A 20,707-nucleotide genomic window follows, 5' to 3' on the forward strand; every position below is an offset into this window, starting at 1 on the left:
CAACGCGGTCAAGGGCACGGCGATGATGGGCACATGCCCACTCGTCCAGCCGGGACGGGTCCCGGACTGTGGGAGGAAGCGTTGACGCCGACCGGAGTGGCCATCCGCGACGTACGCGAGCAGCTGTTCGACGCCGCCGACCGCATCCTGCTGCGGGACGGGCCGAGCGGGCTGACCAGCCGCGCGGTCACCACCGAGGCAGGTTGCGCCAAGGGTGTGCTGCACCGGCACTTCGACGACTTCGACGCGTTCCTGGCCGAGTTCGTGCTCGACCGCATCCACCGGATGGACCCGCAGGCCGCGGCGCTGCGCGAGTCGGCGGGGACCGGCCAGGTCGTGGACAACCTGGCGCAGGCGCTCGCGGCGCTGTTCGGGTCGGTCGCGGTGGCGATCGTCGCGCTGGTGACCTTCCGCGACGAGCTGCGGGCGAGGCTGCGCCGGACCTGGCCGGCCGGCGTCCCGGTGCTCACCGACGCCGCGGAGATGATCGCCGCCTACCTCGCCGCGGAGAGGCGGCACGGCCGGATCGCGGCCGGCGCCGACGTGGACACGCTCGGCGCGATGCTGATCGGATCCGGGCACCTGCTGTTCGCCGACCGGACGGGCACCCCGCCGGACGGGTCCGACGTCCGGCGGGTCGTGCACGCCGTCGTCTCCGGCGTGGTGCGCGAGCCGTGACCGGATGCGGCGGTTCGCACCACCGCCGCAGCCGGCCCCGGCTCAGCTCAGGACGGTCTCGCCGCCGGGGTAGGCGAACGAGGCCCGCGGCGCGTAGAAGCCCCAGGTGACCTCCAGCGGGTCGGCCGGGCGCAGCGCGTACACCGAGTGCGTGGGGTCGAGGAACTCCAGCGACTCGACCTCGAAGTCGGCGACCGGCTCCGACACGAACGGGTAGTTGCCGGCCACGAACTTCCCGCCGACCTCGGTGAGGTAGCGCAGCTGGCCGCCGCCGGCCTCGCCGAGCTGGTGCCCGATACGGACGGTGGTGCGGATGACGGGCACGCCATCGGAGCAGGTCGTGGCGGTCAGCGTGCGGCCGTGGATGTCGAGCGTGGTGGTGCCGACGGTGGCGGGTACGCCCCGGGCGGAGGCATACTCGCGCACCACGGCGCTGGAGTTGAAGTAGTGCGTCCACCAGCGGCCGGGGGTGACGCCGTCGGGCGCGTACGCGTCCTCCAGGTCCGGACCGATGTAGGTAAGCGAGTACGCGCCGAAGCCGGAGGTCTGACCCGGGGAGTCGACCACGTACTGGTTCATGAAGACCTGGCGGTTGGCCATGGGCTTCAGGCCCGGCGGCACCAGCGCCGCGACCGCGTCGGGGTCGGCGGGCACCCAGCCGAAGTAGAGCATCCGGCTGTTGACGACGAGCTGAGGGGCTTCGAGTTGGGGCATCGAGAACTCACTCCTGGACGTTGCTGTGTGTAGCCGAAAAGCTACGAGCCGCCAGTGCCGCCGGGCAACTTTATATCGACTTCTGTCGACTAGTGGATAGCGTGGGGTTGTCCTTGCACACCCGTGCCCGAAGGTGTCGACCTCGCGTCCGTGGTGCCCCTCCCCGACCCGGCCCACCTCACCGGCCCCCGTCGGCGCGGCTGAAGTCGGCGACCCAGTTGACCTCCCACGTCCGCCCGCCGTCGGTCGAGAACGCCTGCTCCCACCGGGGATGCTCGGTGCGGGTGCGCGACCAGACGTAGCGGACCCGGATCGGGGTGCCCTGCCAGACGTCGTCGCACTCGAAGGTGCCCGTGCCGTCGGTGAACCGGCCGACCACCGGCACGTCGAGCATGCCGCCGCCGGCCTTCGAGGCCCACCAGATCCGCCATACCTGCTCGTCGGGGTGGAACAGCCGCAGCGTCAGCCCTTCGATGCCGCGCTCCGGCGCACGCAGCACGTCGAAGACCCCGTCGCCGTCCAGCAGCACCTGGCAGTCCAGCGTCGCGTCGAACTCGTACCACTCGTCGCTGCCGGCCAGGGCCTTGACCAGGCGTCGCTGCCGGCTGACCCAGTGTCCGGACAGGAAGTCGAAATCGGTGTTCGTCATGCCCGGCACGCTATGGCCGCACCCCTGACAGCTCATGTCAGTGCCCGAGCGCAGAATTCCGGCATGCGCGCCGACCGTCTGCTCAGTCTCGTCCTGCTGCTGCAGAGCCGCGGGCGGCAGACCGCCGCGCAGCTGGCCGCCGAGGCCGGGGTGTCGATGCGCACCATCTACCGCGACGTGCAGGCGCTCGGTGCCGCCGGCATCCCCATCTACGCCGACCCGACCGGGTACGCCCTGGTCGACGGCTACCGGACCCAGCTGACAGGGCTGACCGCCGCCGAGGCGCGCGGGCTGGTGCTGGCCGGGCTGCCCGGCGTCGCCGCCGACCTGGGCCTGGCCGAGGCCGTCGCCGCCGCGCAGCTGAAGCTGTCCGCCGCGCTGCCGCAGGCGCTGCGCGAACGCGCCGACCGCATGCGGCAGCGGTTCCACCTCGACGCGCCGGGCTGGTACGAGGACGGCGACGGCTCCGACCACCTCGCGACCGTCGCCGACGCGGTCTGGCACCAGCAGGTGCTCGCGGTGCGCTACGACGGCTGGACCGCGCTCGCCGAGCACCGGCTGGAGCCGTACGGGCTGGTCCTCAAGGCCGGTAAGTGGTATCTGGTCGCCCGGGGCGACCGGGGCGTGCGCACGTTCCGGGTCAGCCAGATCCGTGAGCTGACCGTGCTACCGGAGACGTTCACCTGGCCGGACGGATTCGACCTGGTGGCGCACTGGAACGCGCACATCGCCGACTTCCGGTCCCGGCTGCACCGGGGCGACGCGCTGGTGCGGCTGGCCCCGCAGGCCGTCGAGCGGCTGCCGCACCTGATGGGGCGGGCGGTCGCCGACGCGGCCGCCGCAGGCGAGGTGCAGCCCGACGGATGGGTGCTCGCCCGGGTGCCCATCGAGACCGACGACCACGCGCAGATGCAGTTCCTGCGGCTGGGCGCGCAGGTCGAGATCCTCGAACCGGAATCCCTGCGGCTACGTGTGGCGGCCACCGTCGCGGCGCTGTCCGATCTGTACCAGCTCAGGTGAGCGGTGCATACCAGGCCCGGCCCGCCTTCGAGGAGTCCGCCGTCTAGGGCTGACGAGCGCGGAGCACGTCTCGCAGCAGGTCGAGATGCCCGCGGTGCTGCGCCGTCTCCTCGATCATGTGCACGAGCAGCCACCGCAGACTCACCGGCCCCACCCCGAACGACGGTCGCGCGGCCCGGTCATCCAGGCTCGCACAGGTGGCGGCGGCCCGCCGGCTCCTGTCGCAGGCCGCGAGGTAGAGCGTGCGCAGGTCGGAAACGGAGTCAGCGGGGCTGAAGCGGAACTCCCCGTCCGGCTCCCCGGCGCCGGGCGCCGAGGCCCAGGGCTCCGGCAGGGGCACGCCGAGCAGCGTCTCCTGGAACCAACCGTCCTCCACACGGGCCAGATGCCTGACGATGCCGCCGATCGTCAGGCTCGTCGCCGGAAGCAGCCTCGCCGCAGCGTCGTCACCGCTCAGGCCGTCCAGTGCGTCCAGGACGCAGCTGCGATGAAAGTCGAGGAACTGCTCCAGAGTGGCACGCTCACCCGCGGCGATGTCGGGGTAGTCGATCACGTCGCGAGTGTAGGCCACCGAGCCGTGCCCGCTCGTCCCGCCAGTGGCCCTCAACCCGCCCGGAGCATGTCGACCACGCGTGAGTACGAGTCGGCGCCGTGGCCCGCGCGCACGGCGCGTGCCGCCAGGTCGCGCATGTGCCGCGCGAGACCTCCGTCCAGCCTGGCCTCGTCGCCCGCGGTCACGATGTGTTCGAGAGCCGCGAGCTCCATCTCCAGGTTGTCCTCGGTGCCGTCGTGCTCGCGGGCGTCGACGTCGGCGGCGAGCCCTTCGAACACCGTGCCGCCGAGCGCGGCCATCTGCCTGGCGTACGGCAGGAACGCCGTCGCGGTGACCCCGTTCGCGGTGACCATGGCCGCGGCGTGCAGGAACGACGTCATCGCCGCGAAGAAGACCTCCAGCATCGCCACGTCGTACAGCGCCGCACGTCCGGGATCGTCGCCGAGGTGGTCGGCGACGCCCGCGAGCACCCGCAGGCGGTCGCGGCCGCGACCGTGGCGCCCTCGCCGGCGAGCGGGGCGGCGCGCGCCGGGGTGCGGTTCCACACGGTGGTGGGGACGGCCCCGCGGATCAGGGCGCGGGCCAGGGCGACACCCATCGGGCCCAGGCCGACCACGCAGACGCCTGTGACGTGCGCATTCATACCTCCAGCCTGTAGAGCCACCCCCGGCAGGGCAAGCAACCCGCCGGTGCGGCACCTGCTCGAACCTGCCCCGGACCGAGCGGTTGGTTCGCACCTGGGCTGCTAACGTCCAGCGCCATGTGGATCGAGGAGATCGTGGCCGGGCGGCCGGCTCAGGAAGCCACGCAGGGTCCTCGGTTCTTCTTCGACGCCGGGTCGGGCGGCGTGCTGTGGATGACGGAGCCTGCCGCGTGGGAGACCTGGGGCAACCCTGTGGACCTGGCACGGCTTCCCATCGGCGAGGCGCTCCGACGCGAGTTGGACGCGTTGGCGACCCGGTACGACACGTCGTTGAACTGGGACTCTCCAGCCGACCCGGGTCCGTGGCGCGAGGACGAGTGCGCTGCCTTCAACCGGGACGTCCGTGACGCTCTCGGCCGGCTGCGCGCGGAACTCGGCCCGCGATGGCAGATCATCGATCAGTTCGCAGAGCTGCATGCAGATCCGGAGCTGGACCGCTACCTCGCGGACCCGGCCGGTTTCCGGCGCCGGTGAGCCGTCGAGCAGATACGGGGCCGCCGACACCAGGCGTCAGGAGACCGATGGCGGCCAGCGGTGTCCGCGCCACTCCTCCCAGGTCGCGAATCCAGCCGGTGGGTCTCCGATGAGTTCGCTGCCGTCGAGTTCGCCTCGCGTCGGCATCTCGAAGTCGGCAGCCCACGCGGCGAGTTCTTCGTCGGACATGGGCCACGTCGTGTGTGGCGCTTCGGCTTGGCGCTGATCAAGTCGTCGCCGCTGTTCGTCTGGGGTGACTTCGAAGTAGCGCATCTCCACCGTCGCGCCCAGATCTGCTGCCGCACGGCGTAGCGCGGAGCGCTCGTCTCGGCTCCAGAGGCCGAAGTCGATCACGACGTTGTTGCCCAGCTCCAGAGCACGCAGCCCGATCTGGATGAGCCGTCCTTCGATCACGTCCCCCGCCGACGGCGGATTATCGTGCCCGTAGAGAGCCTTCACCCACTCGTCCTTCGTGAGACGAAGTGCTTCCTGCTCGATCTCGATGCGCCGAGCGGCACTGGTCTTCCCCGTGCAGGGGAGTCCCACCGTCAGGAACAGTGTCGGTCGCCGCATCATGACCCGCTTCCGACGGAGCCGAATCGCCTCGCCGTTGCCGAACGGATCGGGATGACGCAGCACAGGGCGCAGGCGATGCCTGCGAGGCTGCCGGGCAGGAAGCGGCGCAGGGTGGTCTTCATCGGGTGTGTCCTCCTCGGCCGAGGTCGGCCAGCGGGATGGGGCAGCGGTCGCTGGTGGCACAGGCGGTCAGGTCGTCGCATCCGGCGTCGATGGCGGCCCGCAGGCTGGTGGCGATGACCTGCAAGTCGGCGATCTTCGTTTCGATCTCGGAGAGCTTGGCGGCGGCGCGACGTTGCAGGCTGGAGTCAGTGCGACGGCCGCGGCGATGGGTGCCCAGGTCGACCAGTTCGGCGACCTCGTCGAGGGTGAACCCCAGCCGCTGCGCTGTCTTGATGACACGTAGGAGCGTCAGCGCCTCAGCGGGGTAGAGACGGTGCCCGCCAGGGCTTCGCTGAGGTTCGGCCAGCAGGCCGCGCCGTTCGTAGTAGCGCAGCGTCTGCAGGTTCACCCCGGCGGCGTCTGCCAGCTCCCCGCTGCGCAGTCCGGCGTTCACGGCCGGCTCCTTCTGGCTTCGGCGCGCTCGACCAGGGCGTCGAGCACATCGACATGTGCGGGCGGCACCTCGACGTCGAGCACGACGTGGCCGGCCTCACCGGCAACCATGCCGAAGGTGAAGAAGGAGCAGCACCGGGTCTCCCGGGCGGTGAGATCACGGACGACGTGTTCGAGGTCCGGGCCACCCATGAGCTGGAGACGCAGATGTGTGGCGCTGAGCCGTGAGCTGTCGCGGACAGCCTTGGTGAACAGGGCGTCGAACTCGGCCAGGCGCATTGGCTGTTCGGCGGTCGGCAGTGTGCATGCTGCAGGCACCCAGGCCAGGCCTGATGTGTGCTGATCAGTCATGACACCAAGGTAAGCCGGTACCTGGGTATCGGATGCAACCCCGGATCAACCGATCTCGCGTGCGATCTGCGTGCGATTCGCCCGGGCAATCGGGGTGTCACGGTCACCCGATCGCGGTGGTCGAGTCCGCCCAGGCCCGCTGGCGGGCCGTCACCGGAGCCTCCCTCGTCGCCCTGGTCCGCTCCGGCGCCCAGGTCAAGAACGGCGTCCCGGTCGAGCGCGAGGAGGCCGCCGCAGTGTGAGCAGCAGGGCCTATGCTGCGTGAATGATCAAGCCCGTTGGACTCGTCATATTCGACTGCGACGGCGTACTGGTCGACATCGAGCGTATCGCCTGCCGTGTCCAGGTCGCCCTCGGAGCCGAGCTTGGATGGCCGCTGACAGAGGACGAGTTCGTGGACCCATTCATGGGGCGCTCCCACGCCGCCATCCACGACCAGATCGCCGCCCAGCTCGGCCCGGACACGGCCGCGATCTGGTCGGAGAGGTTCGAGCAGCTCCACCGGGAGGCCGTCGACGCCGAGCTTGCCCCGGTCGACGGCTTGCCGGAAGCACTCGACGCGCTCGCTGTGCCGACATGCGTCGCCTCCAGCGGCTCCCACGACAAGATGCGGCACACCCTGGGCCGCAGCGGGCTCTACGAACGCTTCGCAGGCCGCATCTACAGTGCCACCGAAGTCTCCCGCGGCAAGCCCGCACCCGACCTGTTCCTGCACGCCGCCCAGCAGATGGGCGTCGATCCCGAAGCCTGCGTTGTCGTCGAGGACAGCCAACCCGGCGTCCACGCCGCCCGCGCCGCCGGCATGCGAGTTTTCGGTTACGCCGGCGGACTCACCCCGGCCGAACGCCTCGAAGGCCACAACACCGTCGTCTTCCACGACATGCGCCGGCTGCCGAACCTCATCACCGCATGGCAGCCGACCCTCCATCAGGCACTGCCGACACCAGATTTGACCATTGCTCGCGCAGCGCCGACAGGTCACCACGTGCCACCTTCTTGATGATCTCCAGAGCCTCTCTGAGGCCGGCAAGGAGAAACCACAGGATGCCGAACAACAGTTCCGCCGCGAGCACGGCGACGTCGGCCGTGACCGCACCTATCGAAGGACCAGCAGATCGAGAGCGTCGATCACCGGGCCGTGCTCGACCTCGGCGGCGCGGTGAAGTCGGGCCAGGCCGGCCGCATACTCCTCATCCTCGATCAGCTGTAGCGGCGTGTGCGCTTCCCTACGCAGGTCGGCCGCGACTTCCCGTAGCGACGGGGCGGTGATCTGAGGAATCTGCTCGACCGCGGCCACGGTGAACCCGGCCGTGGTGAAGGCGGCTCCGACGTCGTCGAGGCTGGGGTAGGTGTCCAGGACGCGGACGGCCTCGGGGAAGAACCGGAACAGCGTGATCGCCTGGTGCCGGCCGGCGAAGGCCGACCGGATCAGGACCGGGCCGCCGGGGCGCACCACGCGGCGCAGTTCGCGCGCGGCGGCCGCCAGATCCGGCACGTGGTGGATGACGGTGGACAGCCACGCCGCGTCGACATGGTCGTCGGCCAAGGGGATGTTGGCGGCGTCTCCTGCCAACATCTGCGGATGGACGCAGCGGGAGCGCATCGCCGCGGAGGGCTCCACGGCGATGACTTCGACAGTGTCGTACCAGGTGGTGAAGGCCTTCGCCCACATGCCGGTGCCCGCGCCGAGGTCAAGCAGGCGGGTGTGGCGCCCGAGGTCGAGGTGCCTGGTCACCGCCTCACGCCAGGCGGCCAGCCCCTCGTCGGCGATGTGCCGGGCGGCCTCGAACGCCGCCGCGTCTCGGCCGTCGTACGCGATCCGTGCCATCTCGTTGATCCAACCTCCTCCCTGAAGTTGTCACAAGGATGGATGCGGCACTTCACAACCGAACAGGATTCGCGCTGCATGAACGGCCGCCCAAGGGCGTATCAAGCCGTGTCCGAGCGGTCGCGTGGTCAGAACCAGTGCAGGCAGTGCGGGGGTCGCTCGGCGCGGAAGAGCGCGTCGGCGAAGGCGGCCACGCCCGGGCGATGGGCCCGGATGTGCCCGGCGCGCACGAGCGTGCTCGGGGCGGTGCCGCCGAGATAGACCGAGCCCAGGTCGCTCACGTCGAGGGACAGGTCGGGCTCCCGGTCCGTCGGCACGCAGTCGGCAGCGCCGTCCCGGACGGTCAGCAGGTAGCGGCCGTGCTCGCCGAGGAACGGGTCGTCGACGTCGAGGACCAGCTCGCCGTCGGTGAACCAGCCGCGCGCCGTCAGCGCGTGCGGGACGTCCAGCAGCCGCACCCACAGCCAGTCGGTGTCGGAGCCGATCTCGCCGCCGCGGAGGTCCGCGAGCTGCCAGCGCAGCGGGTGGCCGGGCGGGAAGTGCTTGAACACGACCTTGGTGACCAGGTCGTGTCCGAGGACGAACCGGGCCAGGGCGGTGAAGGCGGCGTCGTCGGTGGCGATGGTCTCGTCGACGGTCAGGGTCTTGGCGTCATCGAGCGCATAGCTGGCGTACCCGTCCGGAAGGCCGTCGGCGTCTCGGTGGACGGCGACGTAGCGCGGCGCCGTGGATACCGGAGGCTGCCCCGTGCCCGCGGCCCACCAGCGGTGCGGGCGGGACAGCGCGCCGGGCTGCGCGCGGCGGTACCGGTCGTAGACCTCCTCCAGGATGTCGCCGCACTCGGCACGCCGCAGCACCTCGACCGAGCCGGTCGCGTCGGCAGTGCCCGGCGCCCGGGGAGGGGCGAAGGCGGCCCGGTGGCGCGGCACCGTCAGCTGCTGCGTGTAGGTGGCCGGTCCGTAGCCGAACCTGCGGTAGATCAGGGCCTCGGAGGCCAGCAACACGGACAGGAACTCCCCACGGGCCCGCAGATCCGCGAGCTGGTGGCGCATCATCGCGCTGAGCACGCCCTGCCGTCGGTGCGAGGGCAGGACGCCGACGGCGGTCACCCCGGCGGCCGGGACGATGCTCTCACCGGGCAGGGTGAGTTCGAAGGAGTAGGCACCGGCGGTCCCGACCGGCCGCCCGTCCGCCGCCACAGCGAGCAGGTTGCGGTCCATTTCGAACGCCGACCCCACGACCCCGCGTCCCCCGGCCGCTGCCTCCGGGAAACGCCCGAACGCGGCAAAGAGTGTGTCGACGAAGACGTCGACGTCATGTTCTGTAGTAGGACGGATCTCCATCGTGCCGCTGCCTCCCGCGCTGCCGCCACCACGACCGTGGTGTCCGCCACAGTGCAGCGCCGACCCACAGCCAAGGTCAAGTGAATTGAGGCCGCGCACGCGTGCCGTTCGAGCTGGTGCCGCCGAAAACGCGCTCCTCGGCATCGATGAGCAGGGGGAGATCTGCCGAGTCGTCGACTCGCCGGCGACCTATGGGTCGATGCCGCAGGCGATGGACGGCCTCGTTCTCGGCCATGGACCAACCAGGATCGCATGACCGGGCCGGGGCCGTCGTGGCCGGTTCACGTCGACTGAGGCGAACACCACCCTGTCGGCACGGCGACGGCCCCCTGCGCGCTGCCGGGTGACCTGTCTATGGTTGCTGCCCATGGACGACCTCCTTCCCGCCGGACGGCCCGCCTTCGACGCCCGCATCAGCCTGGCCACCGCCATGCACGCCCAACCCGGCGTGTACGCGCTGCTGCTCGGCTCGGGCACGTCCACCGGCGTAGGCGTGCCGACCGGCTGGGGCGTGGTGACCGCACTGGTGGCGAAGGTCGCCGCGGCCGCCGGGGAGCAGGTGCCGACCGAGGCCGACATCGAGCAGTGGTGGTCCAAGCACGGCGACGGCGCCCCGCTGGGCTACTCGGCGCTGCTGGAGTCGCTGGCCAGCACCCCCGCGGCGCGGCGGGCGCTGCTCGCGTCGTTCTTCGAGCCCACCTCGGAGGAGCGGGCCCAGGGCGTCAAGGTGCCCGGCGCCGCCCACCGCGCCATCGCGCAGCTGGTGGCCCGGGGCGCGGTGCGGGTCATCGTGACGACGAACTTCGACCGGCTCATCGAGCAGGCCCTGGAGGCGCAGGGCATCTTCCCGCAGGTCATCGCCACGCCCGCCGCGATCGAGGGCATGGAGCCGCTGCCGCACGCCCGCTGCACGGTGATCAAGCTGCACGGCGACTACGCCCGCACCGACCAGCTCAACACCGTCGAGGAGCTCAGCGCGTACGTCGCGCCGCTGCGCGGTCTGCTCGAACGGGTGCTCGACGAGTACGGCCTGGTCGTCGCCGGCTGGTCCGGGGACTGGGACCACGGGCTGGTCGCCGCGCTGGAAGGCACCCGGTCGCGGCGCTACCCGCTGTTCTGGGCCTCGCGCGGCGAGCTGGGCCAGATCGCCAAGCGCCTGGTCGCGCAGCACCGCGCCCACGTGATCACCGGCGCGACCGCCGAGCAGTTCTTCCCCGACCTGGTCAACCGGCTGGAGGCGCTGGACGACCTCGCCGACCCGCCGCTGACCAAGGCGATGGCGGTGGCACGGCTCAAGCGCCTGCTGCCCGACCCGGTCAAGCACATCGAGGTCGCGGACCTGTTCGACACCGAGATCCGGCGGCTGCGCGAGCACCTGCGTACGCTGGCGCCGCTGGCACCGGACGCGGACCCCGCGGCCGTGCAGCGCGCCCACGACGAGGTGCGGACCCGGTGCGACACCCTGATGCGGCTGCTCGCGCACGGGGTGTTCCTCGACCGCGACCGCCAGCACACCGCGCTGTGGGTGCGGGTGGTCGAGCAGCTGATGCGCGCCCGGCAGCAGCCGGCGGACGGCCACGACCCGCGCTGGACGAATCTGCAGCACTACCCTGCGCTGCTGGCGTTGAAGACGGCGAGCCTGGCCGCGGTGGCGTCCTACCACGATGACGTGCTGCTGCGGCTGCTGCGCCGGCCGACCTGGCGGATCCAGGCGGGCAACGGCCACCGGCCCGTGTCGGCGCTGGACGCGCTGCACGACTGCCGGGTGCTCGACTTCGCCGCGGTCAACGCGTTCCCGCGCTGGCACGGCACCGTCTGGCGCTACCCGCAGAGCCGGCTGCTGCGCGAGGAGACCCGCCCGGTGCTGCTGCCGCTGGTCGGCGACGAGGACTCGTTCCTGCAGCTGTACGCGCGCACCGAGTACCGCACCGCGCTGGCGCAGTCGCTGTTCGGGGTCAGCGGCGGTCTGGGCCCGGCGCCGGGCGGGTTCGCGGTCGCGTCGCAGTGGGGTCCGGACGGCACGCTGTACTGGGAGGCCGACTTCCGGGAGAACGCCGACCGCGACGTGTGGGAGCGTACGCCGCTGGGCCGCCGCGACGGGGAGTCCTACGGCCGCAGACTGGCCGCGCTCGCCGACGCGCTGCGGGCTGCGTAGTCCCCGGTCAGGACTGGTCGCACCAGGCGAGAGCCGCGATGCGCCAGCCCTGCGGGGTGCGTACGAACTGCATGGTCTTGGTCCCGCCGCCCTCGAACGGCTTGCCGTCGAGAGTGCCGGACTTGCGGTACTGCCCGAACCGGCAGGCGATGTCGCCCGCGATCTCCGTCCGCGCGGCGGTCTCCCACTCGGAGAACCCGACCAGGCCGCCGTCGGTCAGCAGCCGCCGGCGGGGCGCGATGAACTCCTCCACGGTGTAGACCGTGTACTCCGGCCCCGTCTTGACGATCGTGCCGCCCGCGATGACGAGCCGGCGGATCCGGTCCACGTCCGGTGCCCGGCCGTCCCGGTTGTCGAAGGCGCCGTAGAACTCGGCGGTCAGCGCGTCGATCTCGGCCTTCGACGCGGCTTCGCGGGTGGCATCGGGCTGATCCGCACCCTGCGGGCAGTGCGGGTCATGAGTGGTCCCGCCGCTCGACCGCGGCCAGTCGCGCGCGAGCATGGCGTAGACGTACTCGTCGCGCCAGGCGTCCTTGACGAAGGCGCTGTCGAGCAGGTGGGCCTCGCGGCGCATGCCTAGCCGTGCCAGCAGCGCGGCGGAGGCGGTGTTCAGCGCGTTGCAGCGGCCGTAGATCCGGTGCAGGCCGAACTCCTCGAAGCCCCACCGCAGCATGGCGCGGGCCGCTTCGGCCGCCAGGCCGCGGCCCTGGTGGTCGGGGTGCAGGACGTACCCGATCTCGCCCTGGCGGCTCTGCTCGCTGCGCCACACCAGCTCGACCTGGCCGATGACGCTCCCGGCCGCGGGCCAGACCACGGCCAGGGTGAGACAGTCGCCCTCGCGGACCAGCGCGGTCTCCGCGGCCATCGCCCGCACCGACGACAGCGACTGCTCGCGGCTGCGGGGTTCCGCCAGCGTGTAGCGGGCCACCTCAGGCAGCCGCTGGTACGCCCAGACGTCGTCCAGGTCGTCGGCCGTGAACGGGCGCAGCAGCAGGCGCTCGGTGCGCAGGGGGTACGCGGGGTGGGACACGGCCCGATCCTAGGCCGCCGGACGCGGCACCACGATCTTGTTTCGGTCGGGCGGCACGTAGAGTCCGGCCATGCGCCACGCGACCCTGACCGAACACGCTCGCTGCCTCTACGGCGACGAATACGCTCCGGCGGTCGAATGCGGCCTGGAGCACCACGAGCACTTCTTCGTCGAGCAGCTGACCTTCACCGACGCCGACGGCATCCTCGCGATGCTGCGGGAGCTGTGTCCCAACCTCGTCGACGGGTTCCTGCCCGTGTGGGTCCGCAACCTCGCCTACCGGCTGGTGCTGCTGCAGCGGCCGGACGAGCCCGCGCTGCTGCGGGAGGCCGCGGACAGCCTCTACCTGCACGGTCCCGACTGGGACGGGATCGCCGCAGACCTGCGGCGGCGAGCCGACGACCTGTCGTAGGCACCCACCGGAGCAACGCCGAGTCCGCGGGACGGCCGGAGCGGTCCACGACCGGGCGGCCCGCCGCGTCGCTGTCGAGCCTGTGCGAGCGGTGGCGGGTCAGCACGTTCGAACGCGCTGACCCGCACCGGTGTCAGGAGATCGTCACGCGACCGGCGCGCCGACGTCGAGCCGGTAGACGCCCAGGCCGTAGGTGCCGGCCGTGAGCAGGGTCCGGCCGCTGGACACCGCGGTCGCCAGGTCCATCACGGACACCACCGGCAGGCCGGTGCCGGCGGCGGTCCAGCTGACGCCCCCGTCGGTGGAGGTGAAGACGCCGACGTCGGTGCCGACGTAGAGCGCGGCGCGGTTCTGCGGGTCGAGCACCAGGTCGTTGACGGGCGCGTTGGGCAGGTTGCCGGAGATGTTCTGCCAGCTCGTCCCGCCGTTGGTGGTGCGGTAGACGTGCGCTGCCGGGTCACCGGTGGTGTATCCGGAGAACGTGGCGTACACGAGGTTGGCGTCCGTCGGGTCGACCGTGAGCCGGGTGACCCAGCGCTGCGGCAGCGCGGTGCCGATCTCGGTCCAGGTGCTGCCGGTGTTGCGGGTGACCCAGATGCGGCCGTCGTCGGTGCCCACGTAGATGGTCGCGGGGCTGGTCTTCGCGACGGCGATGGTCGAGATGGTGTTGTAGCTGGCGCTGCCGCTGCTGCCCCGGCTCAGGTCGCCGCTGATCGCGGTCCAGCTCTGCGCCGAGTTGGTGGAGCGGTTGAGCCGGTTGCCGCCGTAGTACATGACGGCAGGGTTCGACGGGTCGAACACGACCGGCGTCAGCCAGGCGCGCCGGTCCGAGGTGGTCGAGCCGAAGCTGCTCATCGAGTTGCCGCCGTTGGTGGAGCGGCCGCAGGAGCCGTTCTGCGAGCAGGCGTACACCTTCTGGTGGTTGGTCGGGTCGATGAGGTTCTGCAGGCCGTCGCCGCCGTAGTAGGAGCCCCACGCCGACCAGGACCGGACCGAGCCGTTGTCCTGCAGGCCGCCGCTGACGCGGGTGACGTCCTGCTGGGACACCGCGACGGTGTAGAACTGCATGTTGCCCAGCCGGGTGGTCTTGGTCCAGGCGCCGCTGAGCGAGCCGTTGGCGGTGGAGCGGTAGATGCCGCCGTCGTTGCCGATGAAGACGCGGTTGGCGACGCGGGGGTCGAACGCCACCGCGTGCTGGTCGACGTGGAAGGAGCTGGAGTTGCTGGTCCAGCTGCCGCCCGCGTTGGTGGATTCGAGCATCGGGACGCCGGGCACCCAGATGTGCTGGGGCGCCACCGGGTCGACGAAGATGCGGGAGAACCACCAGCCGAACGTGGACTGCGACGAGCTCAGCGCGGTCGTGTTGGTGATCTTCGTCCAGGTGTCGCCGCGGTTGGTGGAGGTCCAGAAGCCCAGGAAGTTGCCGGTGGTGTTGGCCGCGATGGTGTAGACCCGGTTGGGGTCGCTCTTGGCGACCGCGACGCCCATCCGGCCGACGTTGGTGCCCGAGGCGGGCAGCGTGCTGGCGAGCCGGGTGAAGCTGGTGCCGCCGTCGGTGGACCGGAACAGGCCCGAGCCGACGCCGCCGTAGCGGCGGCTGCCGGGCATCCGCTGGTGGTCCCACATCGTGACGTAGATGCGGTTGGGGTCGACCGGGTCCAGGGCCACGTCCGAGGCGCCGGTGGTGGTGTTGGCCCCGGCGAGGATCTGCGTCCAGGTGGCGCCGCCGTCGGTGGTGCGGTAGAGGCCGCGGGCGCCGCCGGGGACGTACAGGTTGCCGGTGGCCGCGACCAGGATCCGGCTCTGATTGGTGGGGTCGATGACGATGCGGCCGATCCGGTTGGTGCCGGTCAGGCCGACCGACTGCCAGGTCAGGCCGCGGTCGGTCGAGCGGTAGACGCCGGTGCCGGGGAAGGAGGCGCTGCCGCCGCCGGGGTTGGCCTCGCCGGTCCCGGCGTACAGGACGCCGGTGCTGGTGATCGCGATGGCGCCGACGGCCTGGGTGATGGCGGGGTCCCACGCGTAGTTGAAGGTGCTGCCGGAGTCCGTGCTCTTCCAGACGCCGCCGGAGGCGGTGGCGGCGTAGACGGTGTTGGCGACGGACGGGTCGACGACGAGGTCGGTGACCCGGCCGCCGAGGTTGGTCGGGCCCATCGACTGCCAGGCGGGCAGCGCGGCGAAGGTGGACGCACCCGAGGCGCCGCGGCGGATCCGGTCGGCCTGGGAGCGGGCGCGGCCTGCCAGCGTGACGAGATCGGCGGTGTGATCGGCGCCCAGGCGCTGGGCCATGAACCACTCGTCGGCCCCGGCCGGGCCGGCGGCGCCCTCCAGCGCTTCCAGCGCGGCGACGTCGGGTCCGATCACGACGTCGGCGGGAAGGCCGTGTGCGTCGGCGGCCGCGACCAGCGACAGGCCCAGCAGGACAGTGAGACCGAAACTCCACGAAGACTTCATATTCTCCACCCCGGCTAGACATGCAATGCTACGCATCGATGCATAGAAAGGTCTAGAGATGCGGTTGGTCTGGCACATCCCGCCGGTGATCCGTTTTCGCGCCGTGGCCGCCTGGTCGAACTGTCGCGACAGGACCCGCCGTGGGCAATGCGCGGACGACGGGCACACCGTCCCATGACGACCTCACCCCCGGCGGCCCACGCCGCTGCACCACGCCGCCACCGGCGGGCCTACGGCGCCCTGGCCGTGACGGCGATCTTCGCCTCACCGCTGCTGCTGCTCCTGGCCGGTTCGCTGCGCGAGCCGGGCCAGCCGCCCGTGGTCGCGCCGCCGCTCATCCCGGACGACCCCGGCATCGCCGCCTACCAGCAGGCGATCACCGAAGGCGACCTGGTCCGCGCCGCCGCCAACTCGATGATCGTCGCCGCGGTCGGCGTGCCCCTGAGCCTGCTCGTGGCCTCGCTGGCGGGCTTCGCCCTGACCCAGCTGCCCCGCCGCGTCACCGGCACGGTGATCGCCCTGTCCGTGCTGGCGATGATGGTGCCCGCCACCGCGCTGCTGCTGCCGCGCTTCGTGCTGTTCCGCACGCTCGAGCTGACCGACACGCTCGTGCCGCTCATCGCACCCGCGCTGATCGCGACCTCACCGCTCTACCCGCTGATCTACTACCTGGCCTTCCGGTCCATCCCCGCCGACAGCTACGACCTGTGCCGGCTCGCCGACCTCACCCCGATGCAGACGTGGCGGCGGATGGCACTGCCCCAGGTCCAACCGGTCACCGCCGGGCTCGCCGCGCTCACCTTCGTGCTGACCTGGTCCAACCTGCTCGATCCGATGGTCTACGTCTACGACCGGGCCGCCTTCACGCTGCCGCTGGCGCTGCGCGCCCTGGCCGCGATGGACCCGCACAACCAGCCCGTGTTCCTGGCCGGCGCCGTCCTCGCCACGCTGCCGACCCTGCTCGTGCTCGGTGCCGCCCAGCACCGTTTCCTGCACGCCTACGGCCCCGAAGGAGCCTCGTGAAGCGAACCGTCGCCCTGCTGAGCCTGCTCACCACGCTCGCCGCCGCCGTGGCCACGGCCGGTTGCGGCGGCACCGCCGAGCAGGCGGCCGACACCGTGTCCCTGCTGGTCGCCGGCACCCCCGACGAGCTCGCCGCCTACCGCGCGCTCGCCGCCGCGTACGAGCAGGCCAAGCCGGGCGCCCGGGTGAGCCTGATCGAGGCGAGCAGCGCCAAGGACCTGATGACCCGGGTGTCCACCTCGATCGCCGGGAACGCCGCACCCGACCTGTTCCTGATCAACTACCGCAACTTCGGCCAGTTCGCCACCAAGGGCGCGCTCGCGCCGATGACGGCCCGGCTGGCCGCCTCGGGCAGCCTGCACGACGCGGACTTCTACCCGCAGGCCATGGGCGCCTTCCGCTGGGGCGGCGAGCAGATGTGCCTGCCGCAGAACATCTCCAGCCTGGCCGTCTACTACAACCGCTCCCTGTTCACGAAGTACCAGGTGGCCGAGCCGGTCGCGGGCTGGCACTGGAACGACATGGTCGCCACCGCGCAGGCGCTGACCCGGGACGCGGGCGGCCGGACCGTCCGGGCCGGGGAGCCGGAGGCGGCCGGGGTGCCGGTGGCCGTGCACGGGCTGGGCGTCGCGCCCGAGCTGATCCGCATCGCGCCGCTCATCTGGTCCAACGGCGGCGACATCGTCGACGACCCGGGCGCCCCGACCCGGCTCACCCTGGACACGCCCGAGGCGCGGCAGGTGCTGCAGGACTTCCTGGAACTGCCCCGGATCGGCGTCGTCCCGTCGGACCTGGAGGTCGAGACCCAGGACTACGAGGCCCGGTTCGCCGCCGGGAAGCTGGCGATGTTCGTCTCGTCCCGGCGGGTCACGACCGCCTTCCGGGCGATCACCGGATTCGAGTGGGACGTCGCCCCGCTGCCGCAGTACCGCTCCCCCGCGAACATCCTGCACAGCGACGCCTACTGCATGACGAAGGCGTCCGGCCGCCAGGACGCGGCGTGGCGCTTCCTGGAGTACGCGCTGAGCGACCCCGGGGCCGCCCTCATGGCCCGGACCGGGCGCACGGTCCCGTCGCGGATCTCCGTGGCGACCTCGACGGCGTTCCTGTCCCCCGGCACGCCACCGGCCCGCTCGCAGATCTTCCTGGACACCATCCCCGTGCTGCGGCCCGTGCCGACCATCTCGACCTGGCCGGAGATCGAGGATGCGACCGGCAAGGTCCTGGAGAACGCCTTCTTCCACGGCGACCCGCTCGACAAGGTCATCACCGACCTCGACGCGGCCACCCGGGAGGTCTTCCAGCGCGGTACGGCGGCCCGGTGACGGCCGGGCTGAGCCTGCACGGCGTGCACCTGTCCCGCGGGGCGATCACCGCCCTGCGCGGCGTCGACCTCGCCGTGCGCCGCGGCGAGCTGCTGGTCGTCCTGGGCCCGTCCGGTGCGGGCAAGTCCTCGCTGCTGAGGGCCATCGCGGGGCTCGACGCGGTCACCGGCGGGACCGTCGCCATCGGCGGGCGCGACGTCACCGCGCTGCGGCCGGGGCTGCGCGGGGTGTCCATGGTGTTCCAGTCGTACTCGCTGCTGCCGCACCTGACGGTGGCCGACAACATCGCGTTCGGGCACCGGATCCGCGGCGCGGACCGCCGGGCCGCGGCGGCCCGCGCGGCACAGGCCGCGGCGGCGGTGGGCTGCGGGGACCTGCTCGCGCGCCGGCCGCACCAGCTGTCGGGCGGCGAGCGCCAGCGGGTGGCACTGGCCCGGGCGCTGGTCCGCGAACCCGAGGTGTTCCTGCTCGACGAGCCCCTGGCCAACCTGGACGCCGCCCTGCGGACGTCGATGCGCACCGAGATCAGGGCGGTGCACGACCGGCTCGGCGCGACGACGGTCTACGTGACCCACGACCAGTCGGAGGCGATGGCGCTCGGCGACCGGATAGCCGTGCTCCGCGACGGCCGCATCGAGCAGGTCGACACCCCGGACGGGGTGTGGCACCGCCCGCGTACGCGTTTCGTCGCGTCCTTCGTCGGTGCGCCCGGCATGACGCTGCTGCCCGGTGACGGCCCGCTGCGCCTGCCGGGCGTCGAGGCGACGGCGGTCGAGCTGGGCGTACGGCCGGAGCACGTGACCCTGACCAGCGCGGGTGGCACGGCCGGCCCGCTGGGCGAGGTGGCGCGGGTCGAGGTGCTCGGCGAGGACGCGCTGGTCCACGTGCGCCTGGGCGGGCACGCCCTGACCGCCCGGGTCCCGGCCCGGACCCGGCCCGCCCCCGGTGACCGGGTCGCCGTCGGCGTCGCCGCGGAGCACCTGCACGCCTTCGACAAGGTCACCGGCGAACGGATCCCGCTGCCCGCCGGGGCGGACCGGGCGGCCGCCCGATGAGCCGGGAGCGCCGGCAGCTGGTGCTGATGCTCGCGCCGTTCCTCGCCGGACTGGTCGTGCTGGTGCTGCTGCCCGCCGCGGCCACGCTGGCGATGGCGTTCACCGAGACCGACCTGATCGCGACCTCGCGGTTCATCGGCGTGGCCAACTTCGTCGAGCTCACCCGCGACCCGGCGGTGCGGGCCGCGGTCGGCAACTCGCTGTCCTACCTGGCCTTCTCGGTGCCGCTGCGGCTGGTCATCGCGGTGGCGCTGGCGCTGCTGCTGCATCGGCGGGCCCGGGGCGCCGGCACGGCGCGGGCGGCGGTGCTGCTGCCCGGCGCCGTCCCGGAGCTGGCCTACGGGCTGATGTGGCTGTGGCTGCTCAACCCGATCCAGGGGCCGGTCAACCAGCTGCTCCTGCTCGGCGGGCAGGGCGGGCGGACCGTCTTCGGCACCCTGCCGCCGCAGTGGCTGACCGACCCCGAGGACGCCCGGGCGGGCATCGTGCTGATGAGCCTGTTCACGATCGGCGAGACGTTCGTCATCGTGCTCACGGCGCGGCTGGCGCTGCCGCCCGAGGCGTACGAGCTGGCGGAGCTGGAGGGCGCCCGCGCGGGGCAGGTGCTGCGCCGGGTGACGCTGCCGCTGCTCGCACCGGTGCTCGCGGTCCTGGTGCTGCGCGACACGGTGCTGAGCCTGCAGGCGTCGTTCGTGCCGACGCTGGTCGTGACGAACGGCGGCCCACCGCCGTACGCAACGACGTACCTGTCCCTGGTGATCTACCAGGAGGCGTTCGAGTATCTGCGCTACGGCTACGCCGCGGCGGTCGCCGCGCTGACGCTGGGCCTGACCGCGGTGGCGGTGCTGATCCAGTGGCGCCTGCTGCGCCGCTGGGCGGCCCACGGCCTGGTCGGGATGGGAGCACATCGACCGGGCAGCTGACGGCAGTCCGAACCTTGTGCCGGTATGCAAGCGACGGAGGCGCGGCCACCCCTCAGGACCGCTCCTCCGTCGCGCACGATCAGCCGCACCCTTCAGGGGCAGGGCCGCTCGGCATGACTTCATACTAACGGACAATCCGTATATAACGGCGCTGTTCGCACGGCGTGGTGTCACCGACCGTGTCGGAATCCGCACCACGCCATCCGCCCGCTTCACAAAGTCGATCATGCAAGCGGAGGCAATCCGCAGGTCAGAGCGCGTTTTGGTGGGTCGCGGCAGGGTAGGGCTAGGGTCCGGATCAAAGCAGGAGGCGATCGACCGATGAACCTCTCACGACGTATCTCGATTTTGTCGGGCCTGCTCGCTACGGCGTTGCTCGCGACGGCCGCACCAGCTGCGGCGCGCGCCGCGGCACAGCCGTCGGAACGCGACACCGCCTGGATCGTCGCAGCGCACCAGGCGAACCTGGCCGAGATCGCGACCGGGAAGATGGCGCAGGAGAAGGGCACCTCTGCCGTGGTCAAGGAGCTCGGCGAGCGGTTCGTCACCGACCACACCAAGCTCGACGCCGCGCTGCGGCCGCTGGCCTCGGAGCTGAACGTGGCCCTGCCCGACAAGCCCACGGCCGAGCAGCAGGCCGTCGCCCAGCGCCTGTCCGACACGGCCGTCGGCGCGGACTTCGACAAACTGTGGATCGAGCAGCAGCTGGCCGCACACGCCAAGAGCATGCAGGCCACCCAGCAGGAGATCGACAGCGGCGACGCGGCCCGGGTCAAGCAGGTCGCCGAGGCGGCCCTGCCGGTGATAAAGCAGCACCACGAGGCACTCATGAAGGCCGCGCCGGCCTTCGGCCTGCCTCAGCGCTGACGCAGGCGTCCCACCGTCA

General features: G+C 71.9%; 24 protein-coding genes. 12 read left to right on the forward strand and 12 right to left on the reverse strand.

Going from position 1 to position 20,707, the window contains the following annotated elements:
• The first annotated feature begins 81 nt into the window (after positions 1–81).
• A complete protein-coding gene (locus AB0J67_RS23195; RefSeq protein ID WP_363485511.1) occupies positions 82–678 on the forward strand; it encodes a TetR family transcriptional regulator in 597 nt (198 codons plus the stop codon).
• 42 nt (positions 679–720) lie between these two features.
• Here AB0J67_RS23195 and AB0J67_RS23200 read toward each other — a convergent pair whose 3' ends face one another.
• Together AB0J67_RS23200 and AB0J67_RS23205 are read right to left on the reverse strand one after the other, a co-directional pair.
• On the reverse strand, positions 721–1,392 hold the full coding sequence (locus AB0J67_RS23200; RefSeq protein ID WP_363485512.1) for a hypothetical protein: 672 nt from the start codon (positions 1,390–1,392) through the stop codon (positions 721–723).
• Between the two features lie 178 nt (positions 1,393–1,570).
• Positions 1,571–2,041: a hypothetical protein gene (locus AB0J67_RS23205; RefSeq protein WP_363485513.1), complete on the reverse strand. Its 471-nt coding sequence runs from the start codon at positions 2,039–2,041 to the stop codon at positions 1,571–1,573.
• 63 nt (positions 2,042–2,104) lie between these two features.
• On the opposite strand from AB0J67_RS23205, the gene AB0J67_RS23210 reads away from it, so the two are divergent.
• Entirely contained in the window at positions 2,105–3,061 is a 957-nt protein-coding gene (locus AB0J67_RS23210; RefSeq protein WP_363485514.1) for a WYL domain-containing protein, read from the forward strand.
• A gap of 43 nt (positions 3,062–3,104) precedes the next feature.
• On the opposite strand, the gene AB0J67_RS23215 is transcribed toward AB0J67_RS23210, so the two are convergent.
• From AB0J67_RS23215 to AB0J67_RS23225, 3 genes are read right to left on the reverse strand one after another with little or no spacing between them, the layout of a single operon-like run.
• Positions 3,105–3,614 carry a DinB family protein gene (locus AB0J67_RS23215; protein ID WP_363485515.1) on the reverse strand — a complete coding sequence of 170 codons (510 nt, stop codon included), beginning with the start codon at positions 3,612–3,614 and terminating at the stop codon, positions 3,105–3,107.
• A gap of 50 nt (positions 3,615–3,664) precedes the next feature.
• Entirely contained in the window at positions 3,665–4,084 is a 420-nt protein-coding gene (locus AB0J67_RS23220) for a hypothetical protein (RefSeq protein ID WP_363485516.1), read from the reverse strand.
• Entirely contained in the window at positions 3,991–4,257 is a 267-nt protein-coding gene (locus AB0J67_RS23225; RefSeq protein ID WP_363485517.1) for an NAD(P)-binding domain-containing protein, read from the reverse strand. Before AB0J67_RS23225 ends, AB0J67_RS23220 begins: the two co-directional genes overlap by 94 nt.
• A gap of 117 nt (positions 4,258–4,374) precedes the next feature.
• Here AB0J67_RS23225 and AB0J67_RS23230 point away from each other — a divergent pair, with 117 nt between their 5' ends.
• Positions 4,375–4,791 (forward strand): hypothetical protein, encoded by a 417-nt coding sequence (locus tag AB0J67_RS23230; RefSeq protein WP_363485519.1) that lies wholly within the window; start codon positions 4,375–4,377, stop codon positions 4,789–4,791.
• 36 nt (positions 4,792–4,827) lie between these two features.
• On the opposite strand, the gene AB0J67_RS23235 is transcribed toward AB0J67_RS23230, so the two are convergent.
• From AB0J67_RS23235 to AB0J67_RS23245, 3 genes are read right to left on the reverse strand one after another with little or no spacing between them, the layout of a single operon-like run.
• Positions 4,828–5,430: an ATP-binding protein gene (locus AB0J67_RS23235; RefSeq protein ID WP_363485520.1), complete on the reverse strand. Its 603-nt coding sequence runs from the start codon at positions 5,428–5,430 to the stop codon at positions 4,828–4,830.
• A gap of 55 nt (positions 5,431–5,485) precedes the next feature.
• Entirely contained in the window at positions 5,486–5,923 is a 438-nt protein-coding gene (locus tag AB0J67_RS23240) for a MerR family transcriptional regulator (RefSeq protein WP_363485521.1), read from the reverse strand.
• Positions 5,920–6,273 carry a hypothetical protein gene (locus tag AB0J67_RS23245; protein WP_363485522.1) on the reverse strand — a complete coding sequence of 118 codons (354 nt, stop codon included), beginning with the start codon at positions 6,271–6,273 and terminating at the stop codon, positions 5,920–5,922. Before AB0J67_RS23245 ends, AB0J67_RS23240 begins: the two co-directional genes overlap by 4 nt.
• A 116-nt stretch (positions 6,274–6,389) precedes the next feature.
• Between AB0J67_RS23245 and AB0J67_RS23250 the strand changes: the two genes are divergently transcribed.
• A complete protein-coding gene (locus tag AB0J67_RS23250; RefSeq protein ID WP_363485523.1) occupies positions 6,390–6,515 on the forward strand; it encodes a hypothetical protein in 126 nt (41 codons plus the stop codon).
• A 23-nt stretch (positions 6,516–6,538) separates the two neighbouring features.
• Complete coding sequence (locus AB0J67_RS23255) at positions 6,539–7,273, forward strand: HAD family hydrolase (RefSeq protein ID WP_363485524.1); 735 nt, start codon at positions 6,539–6,541, stop codon at positions 7,271–7,273.
• A gap of 96 nt (positions 7,274–7,369) precedes the next feature.
• Here the strand turns inward: AB0J67_RS23255 and AB0J67_RS23260 are convergent, their stop codons facing one another.
• The gene (locus AB0J67_RS23260; protein WP_363485525.1) at positions 7,370–8,101 is read right to left on the reverse strand and encodes a methyltransferase domain-containing protein; all 732 of its coding nucleotides are present in this window, start codon (positions 8,099–8,101) and stop codon (positions 7,370–7,372) included.
• Between the two features lie 128 nt (positions 8,102–8,229).
• The gene (locus AB0J67_RS23265) at positions 8,230–9,444 is read right to left on the reverse strand and encodes a GNAT family N-acetyltransferase (RefSeq protein ID WP_363485526.1); all 1,215 of its coding nucleotides are present in this window, start codon (positions 9,442–9,444) and stop codon (positions 8,230–8,232) included.
• Between the two features lie 367 nt (positions 9,445–9,811).
• On the opposite strand from AB0J67_RS23265, the gene AB0J67_RS23270 reads away from it, so the two are divergent.
• Positions 9,812–11,599: an SIR2 family protein gene (locus AB0J67_RS23270; RefSeq protein WP_363485527.1), complete on the forward strand. Its 1,788-nt coding sequence runs from the start codon at positions 9,812–9,814 to the stop codon at positions 11,597–11,599.
• Positions 11,600–11,606: 7 nt separating this feature from the next.
• Here AB0J67_RS23270 and AB0J67_RS23275 read toward each other — a convergent pair whose 3' ends face one another.
• Entirely contained in the window at positions 11,607–12,629 is a 1,023-nt protein-coding gene (locus AB0J67_RS23275; protein WP_363485528.1) for a GNAT family N-acetyltransferase, read from the reverse strand.
• Positions 12,630–12,699: 70 nt separating this feature from the next.
• Here AB0J67_RS23275 and AB0J67_RS23280 point away from each other — a divergent pair, with 70 nt between their 5' ends.
• Entirely contained in the window at positions 12,700–13,041 is a 342-nt protein-coding gene (locus tag AB0J67_RS23280) for a hypothetical protein (protein WP_363485529.1), read from the forward strand.
• A gap of 144 nt (positions 13,042–13,185) precedes the next feature.
• Here the strand turns inward: AB0J67_RS23280 and AB0J67_RS23285 are convergent, their stop codons facing one another.
• Positions 13,186–15,495, reverse strand: coding sequence for a glycosyl hydrolase (locus tag AB0J67_RS23285; protein ID WP_363485530.1), 2,310 nt, complete (start codon positions 15,493–15,495; stop codon positions 13,186–13,188).
• Positions 15,496–15,669: 174 nt separating this feature from the next.
• On the opposite strand from AB0J67_RS23285, the gene AB0J67_RS23290 reads away from it, so the two are divergent.
• The 5 genes from AB0J67_RS23290 to AB0J67_RS23310 all read left to right on the forward strand — a co-directional run bounded on the left by AB0J67_RS23290 (position 15,670) and on the right by AB0J67_RS23310 (position 20,688).
• Positions 15,670–16,518: a carbohydrate ABC transporter permease gene (locus AB0J67_RS23290; protein ID WP_363485531.1), complete on the forward strand. Its 849-nt coding sequence runs from the start codon at positions 15,670–15,672 to the stop codon at positions 16,516–16,518.
• Positions 16,515–17,843, forward strand: a complete 1,329-nt coding sequence (locus AB0J67_RS23295; RefSeq protein WP_363485532.1) for a sugar ABC transporter substrate-binding protein — start codon at positions 16,515–16,517, stop codon at positions 17,841–17,843. The genes AB0J67_RS23290 and AB0J67_RS23295 overlap by 4 nt, the downstream gene beginning before the upstream one ends.
• Positions 17,840–18,898, forward strand: a complete 1,059-nt coding sequence (locus tag AB0J67_RS23300) for an ABC transporter ATP-binding protein (RefSeq protein ID WP_363485533.1) — start codon at positions 17,840–17,842, stop codon at positions 18,896–18,898. Before AB0J67_RS23295 ends, AB0J67_RS23300 begins: the two co-directional genes overlap by 4 nt.
• A 26-nt stretch (positions 18,899–18,924) precedes the next feature.
• Positions 18,925–19,821: a sugar ABC transporter permease gene (locus AB0J67_RS23305; protein ID WP_363485549.1), complete on the forward strand. Its 897-nt coding sequence runs from the start codon at positions 18,925–18,927 to the stop codon at positions 19,819–19,821.
• A gap of 321 nt (positions 19,822–20,142) precedes the next feature.
• Positions 20,143–20,688 carry a DUF4142 domain-containing protein gene (locus tag AB0J67_RS23310; RefSeq protein WP_363485534.1) on the forward strand — a complete coding sequence of 182 codons (546 nt, stop codon included), beginning with the start codon at positions 20,143–20,145 and terminating at the stop codon, positions 20,686–20,688.
• Positions 20,689–20,707: the final 19 nt, after the last annotated feature.

It is taken from the genome of Catellatospora sp. NPDC049609, assembly GCF_040675365.1.
GTDB lineage: Bacteria > Actinomycetota > Actinomycetes > Mycobacteriales > Micromonosporaceae > Catellatospora.

Excerpts from the sequence above, each read along its gene's own strand:
- AB0J67_RS23290 (WP_363485531.1), top strand. The coding sequence starts at position 15,670 with ATGACGACCTCACCCCCGGCGGCCCACGCCGCTGCACCACGCCGCCAC.
- AB0J67_RS23270 (WP_363485527.1), top strand. The coding sequence starts at position 9,812 with ATGGACGACCTCCTTCCCGCCGGACGGCCCGCCTTCGACGCCCGCATC.
- AB0J67_RS23265 (WP_363485526.1), bottom strand. The coding sequence starts at position 9,444 with ATGGAGATCCGTCCTACTACAGAACATGACGTCGACGTCTTCGTCGAC.
- AB0J67_RS23280 (WP_363485529.1), top strand. The coding sequence starts at position 12,700 with ATGCGCCACGCGACCCTGACCGAACACGCTCGCTGCCTCTACGGCGAC.
- AB0J67_RS23305 (WP_363485549.1), top strand. The coding sequence starts at position 18,925 with ATGCTCGCGCCGTTCCTCGCCGGACTGGTCGTGCTGGTGCTGCTGCCC.
- AB0J67_RS23205 (WP_363485513.1), bottom strand. The coding sequence starts at position 2,041 with ATGACGAACACCGATTTCGACTTCCTGTCCGGACACTGGGTCAGCCGG.
- AB0J67_RS23225 (WP_363485517.1), bottom strand. The coding sequence starts at position 4,257 with ATGAATGCGCACGTCACAGGCGTCTGCGTGGTCGGCCTGGGCCCGATG.
- AB0J67_RS23285 (WP_363485530.1), bottom strand. The coding sequence starts at position 15,495 with ATGAAGTCTTCGTGGAGTTTCGGTCTCACTGTCCTGCTGGGCCTGTCG.
- AB0J67_RS23260 (WP_363485525.1), bottom strand. The coding sequence starts at position 8,101 with ATGGCACGGATCGCGTACGACGGCCGAGACGCGGCGGCGTTCGAGGCC.
- AB0J67_RS23210 (WP_363485514.1), top strand. The coding sequence starts at position 2,105 with ATGCGCGCCGACCGTCTGCTCAGTCTCGTCCTGCTGCTGCAGAGCCGC.
- AB0J67_RS23200 (WP_363485512.1), bottom strand. The coding sequence starts at position 1,392 with ATGCCCCAACTCGAAGCCCCTCAGCTCGTCGTCAACAGCCGGATGCTC.
- AB0J67_RS23230 (WP_363485519.1), top strand. The coding sequence starts at position 4,375 with ATGTGGATCGAGGAGATCGTGGCCGGGCGGCCGGCTCAGGAAGCCACG.
- AB0J67_RS23310 (WP_363485534.1), top strand. The coding sequence starts at position 20,143 with ATGAACCTCTCACGACGTATCTCGATTTTGTCGGGCCTGCTCGCTACG.
- AB0J67_RS23255 (WP_363485524.1), top strand. The coding sequence starts at position 6,539 with ATGATCAAGCCCGTTGGACTCGTCATATTCGACTGCGACGGCGTACTG.
- AB0J67_RS23245 (WP_363485522.1), bottom strand. The coding sequence starts at position 6,273 with ATGACTGATCAGCACACATCAGGCCTGGCCTGGGTGCCTGCAGCATGC.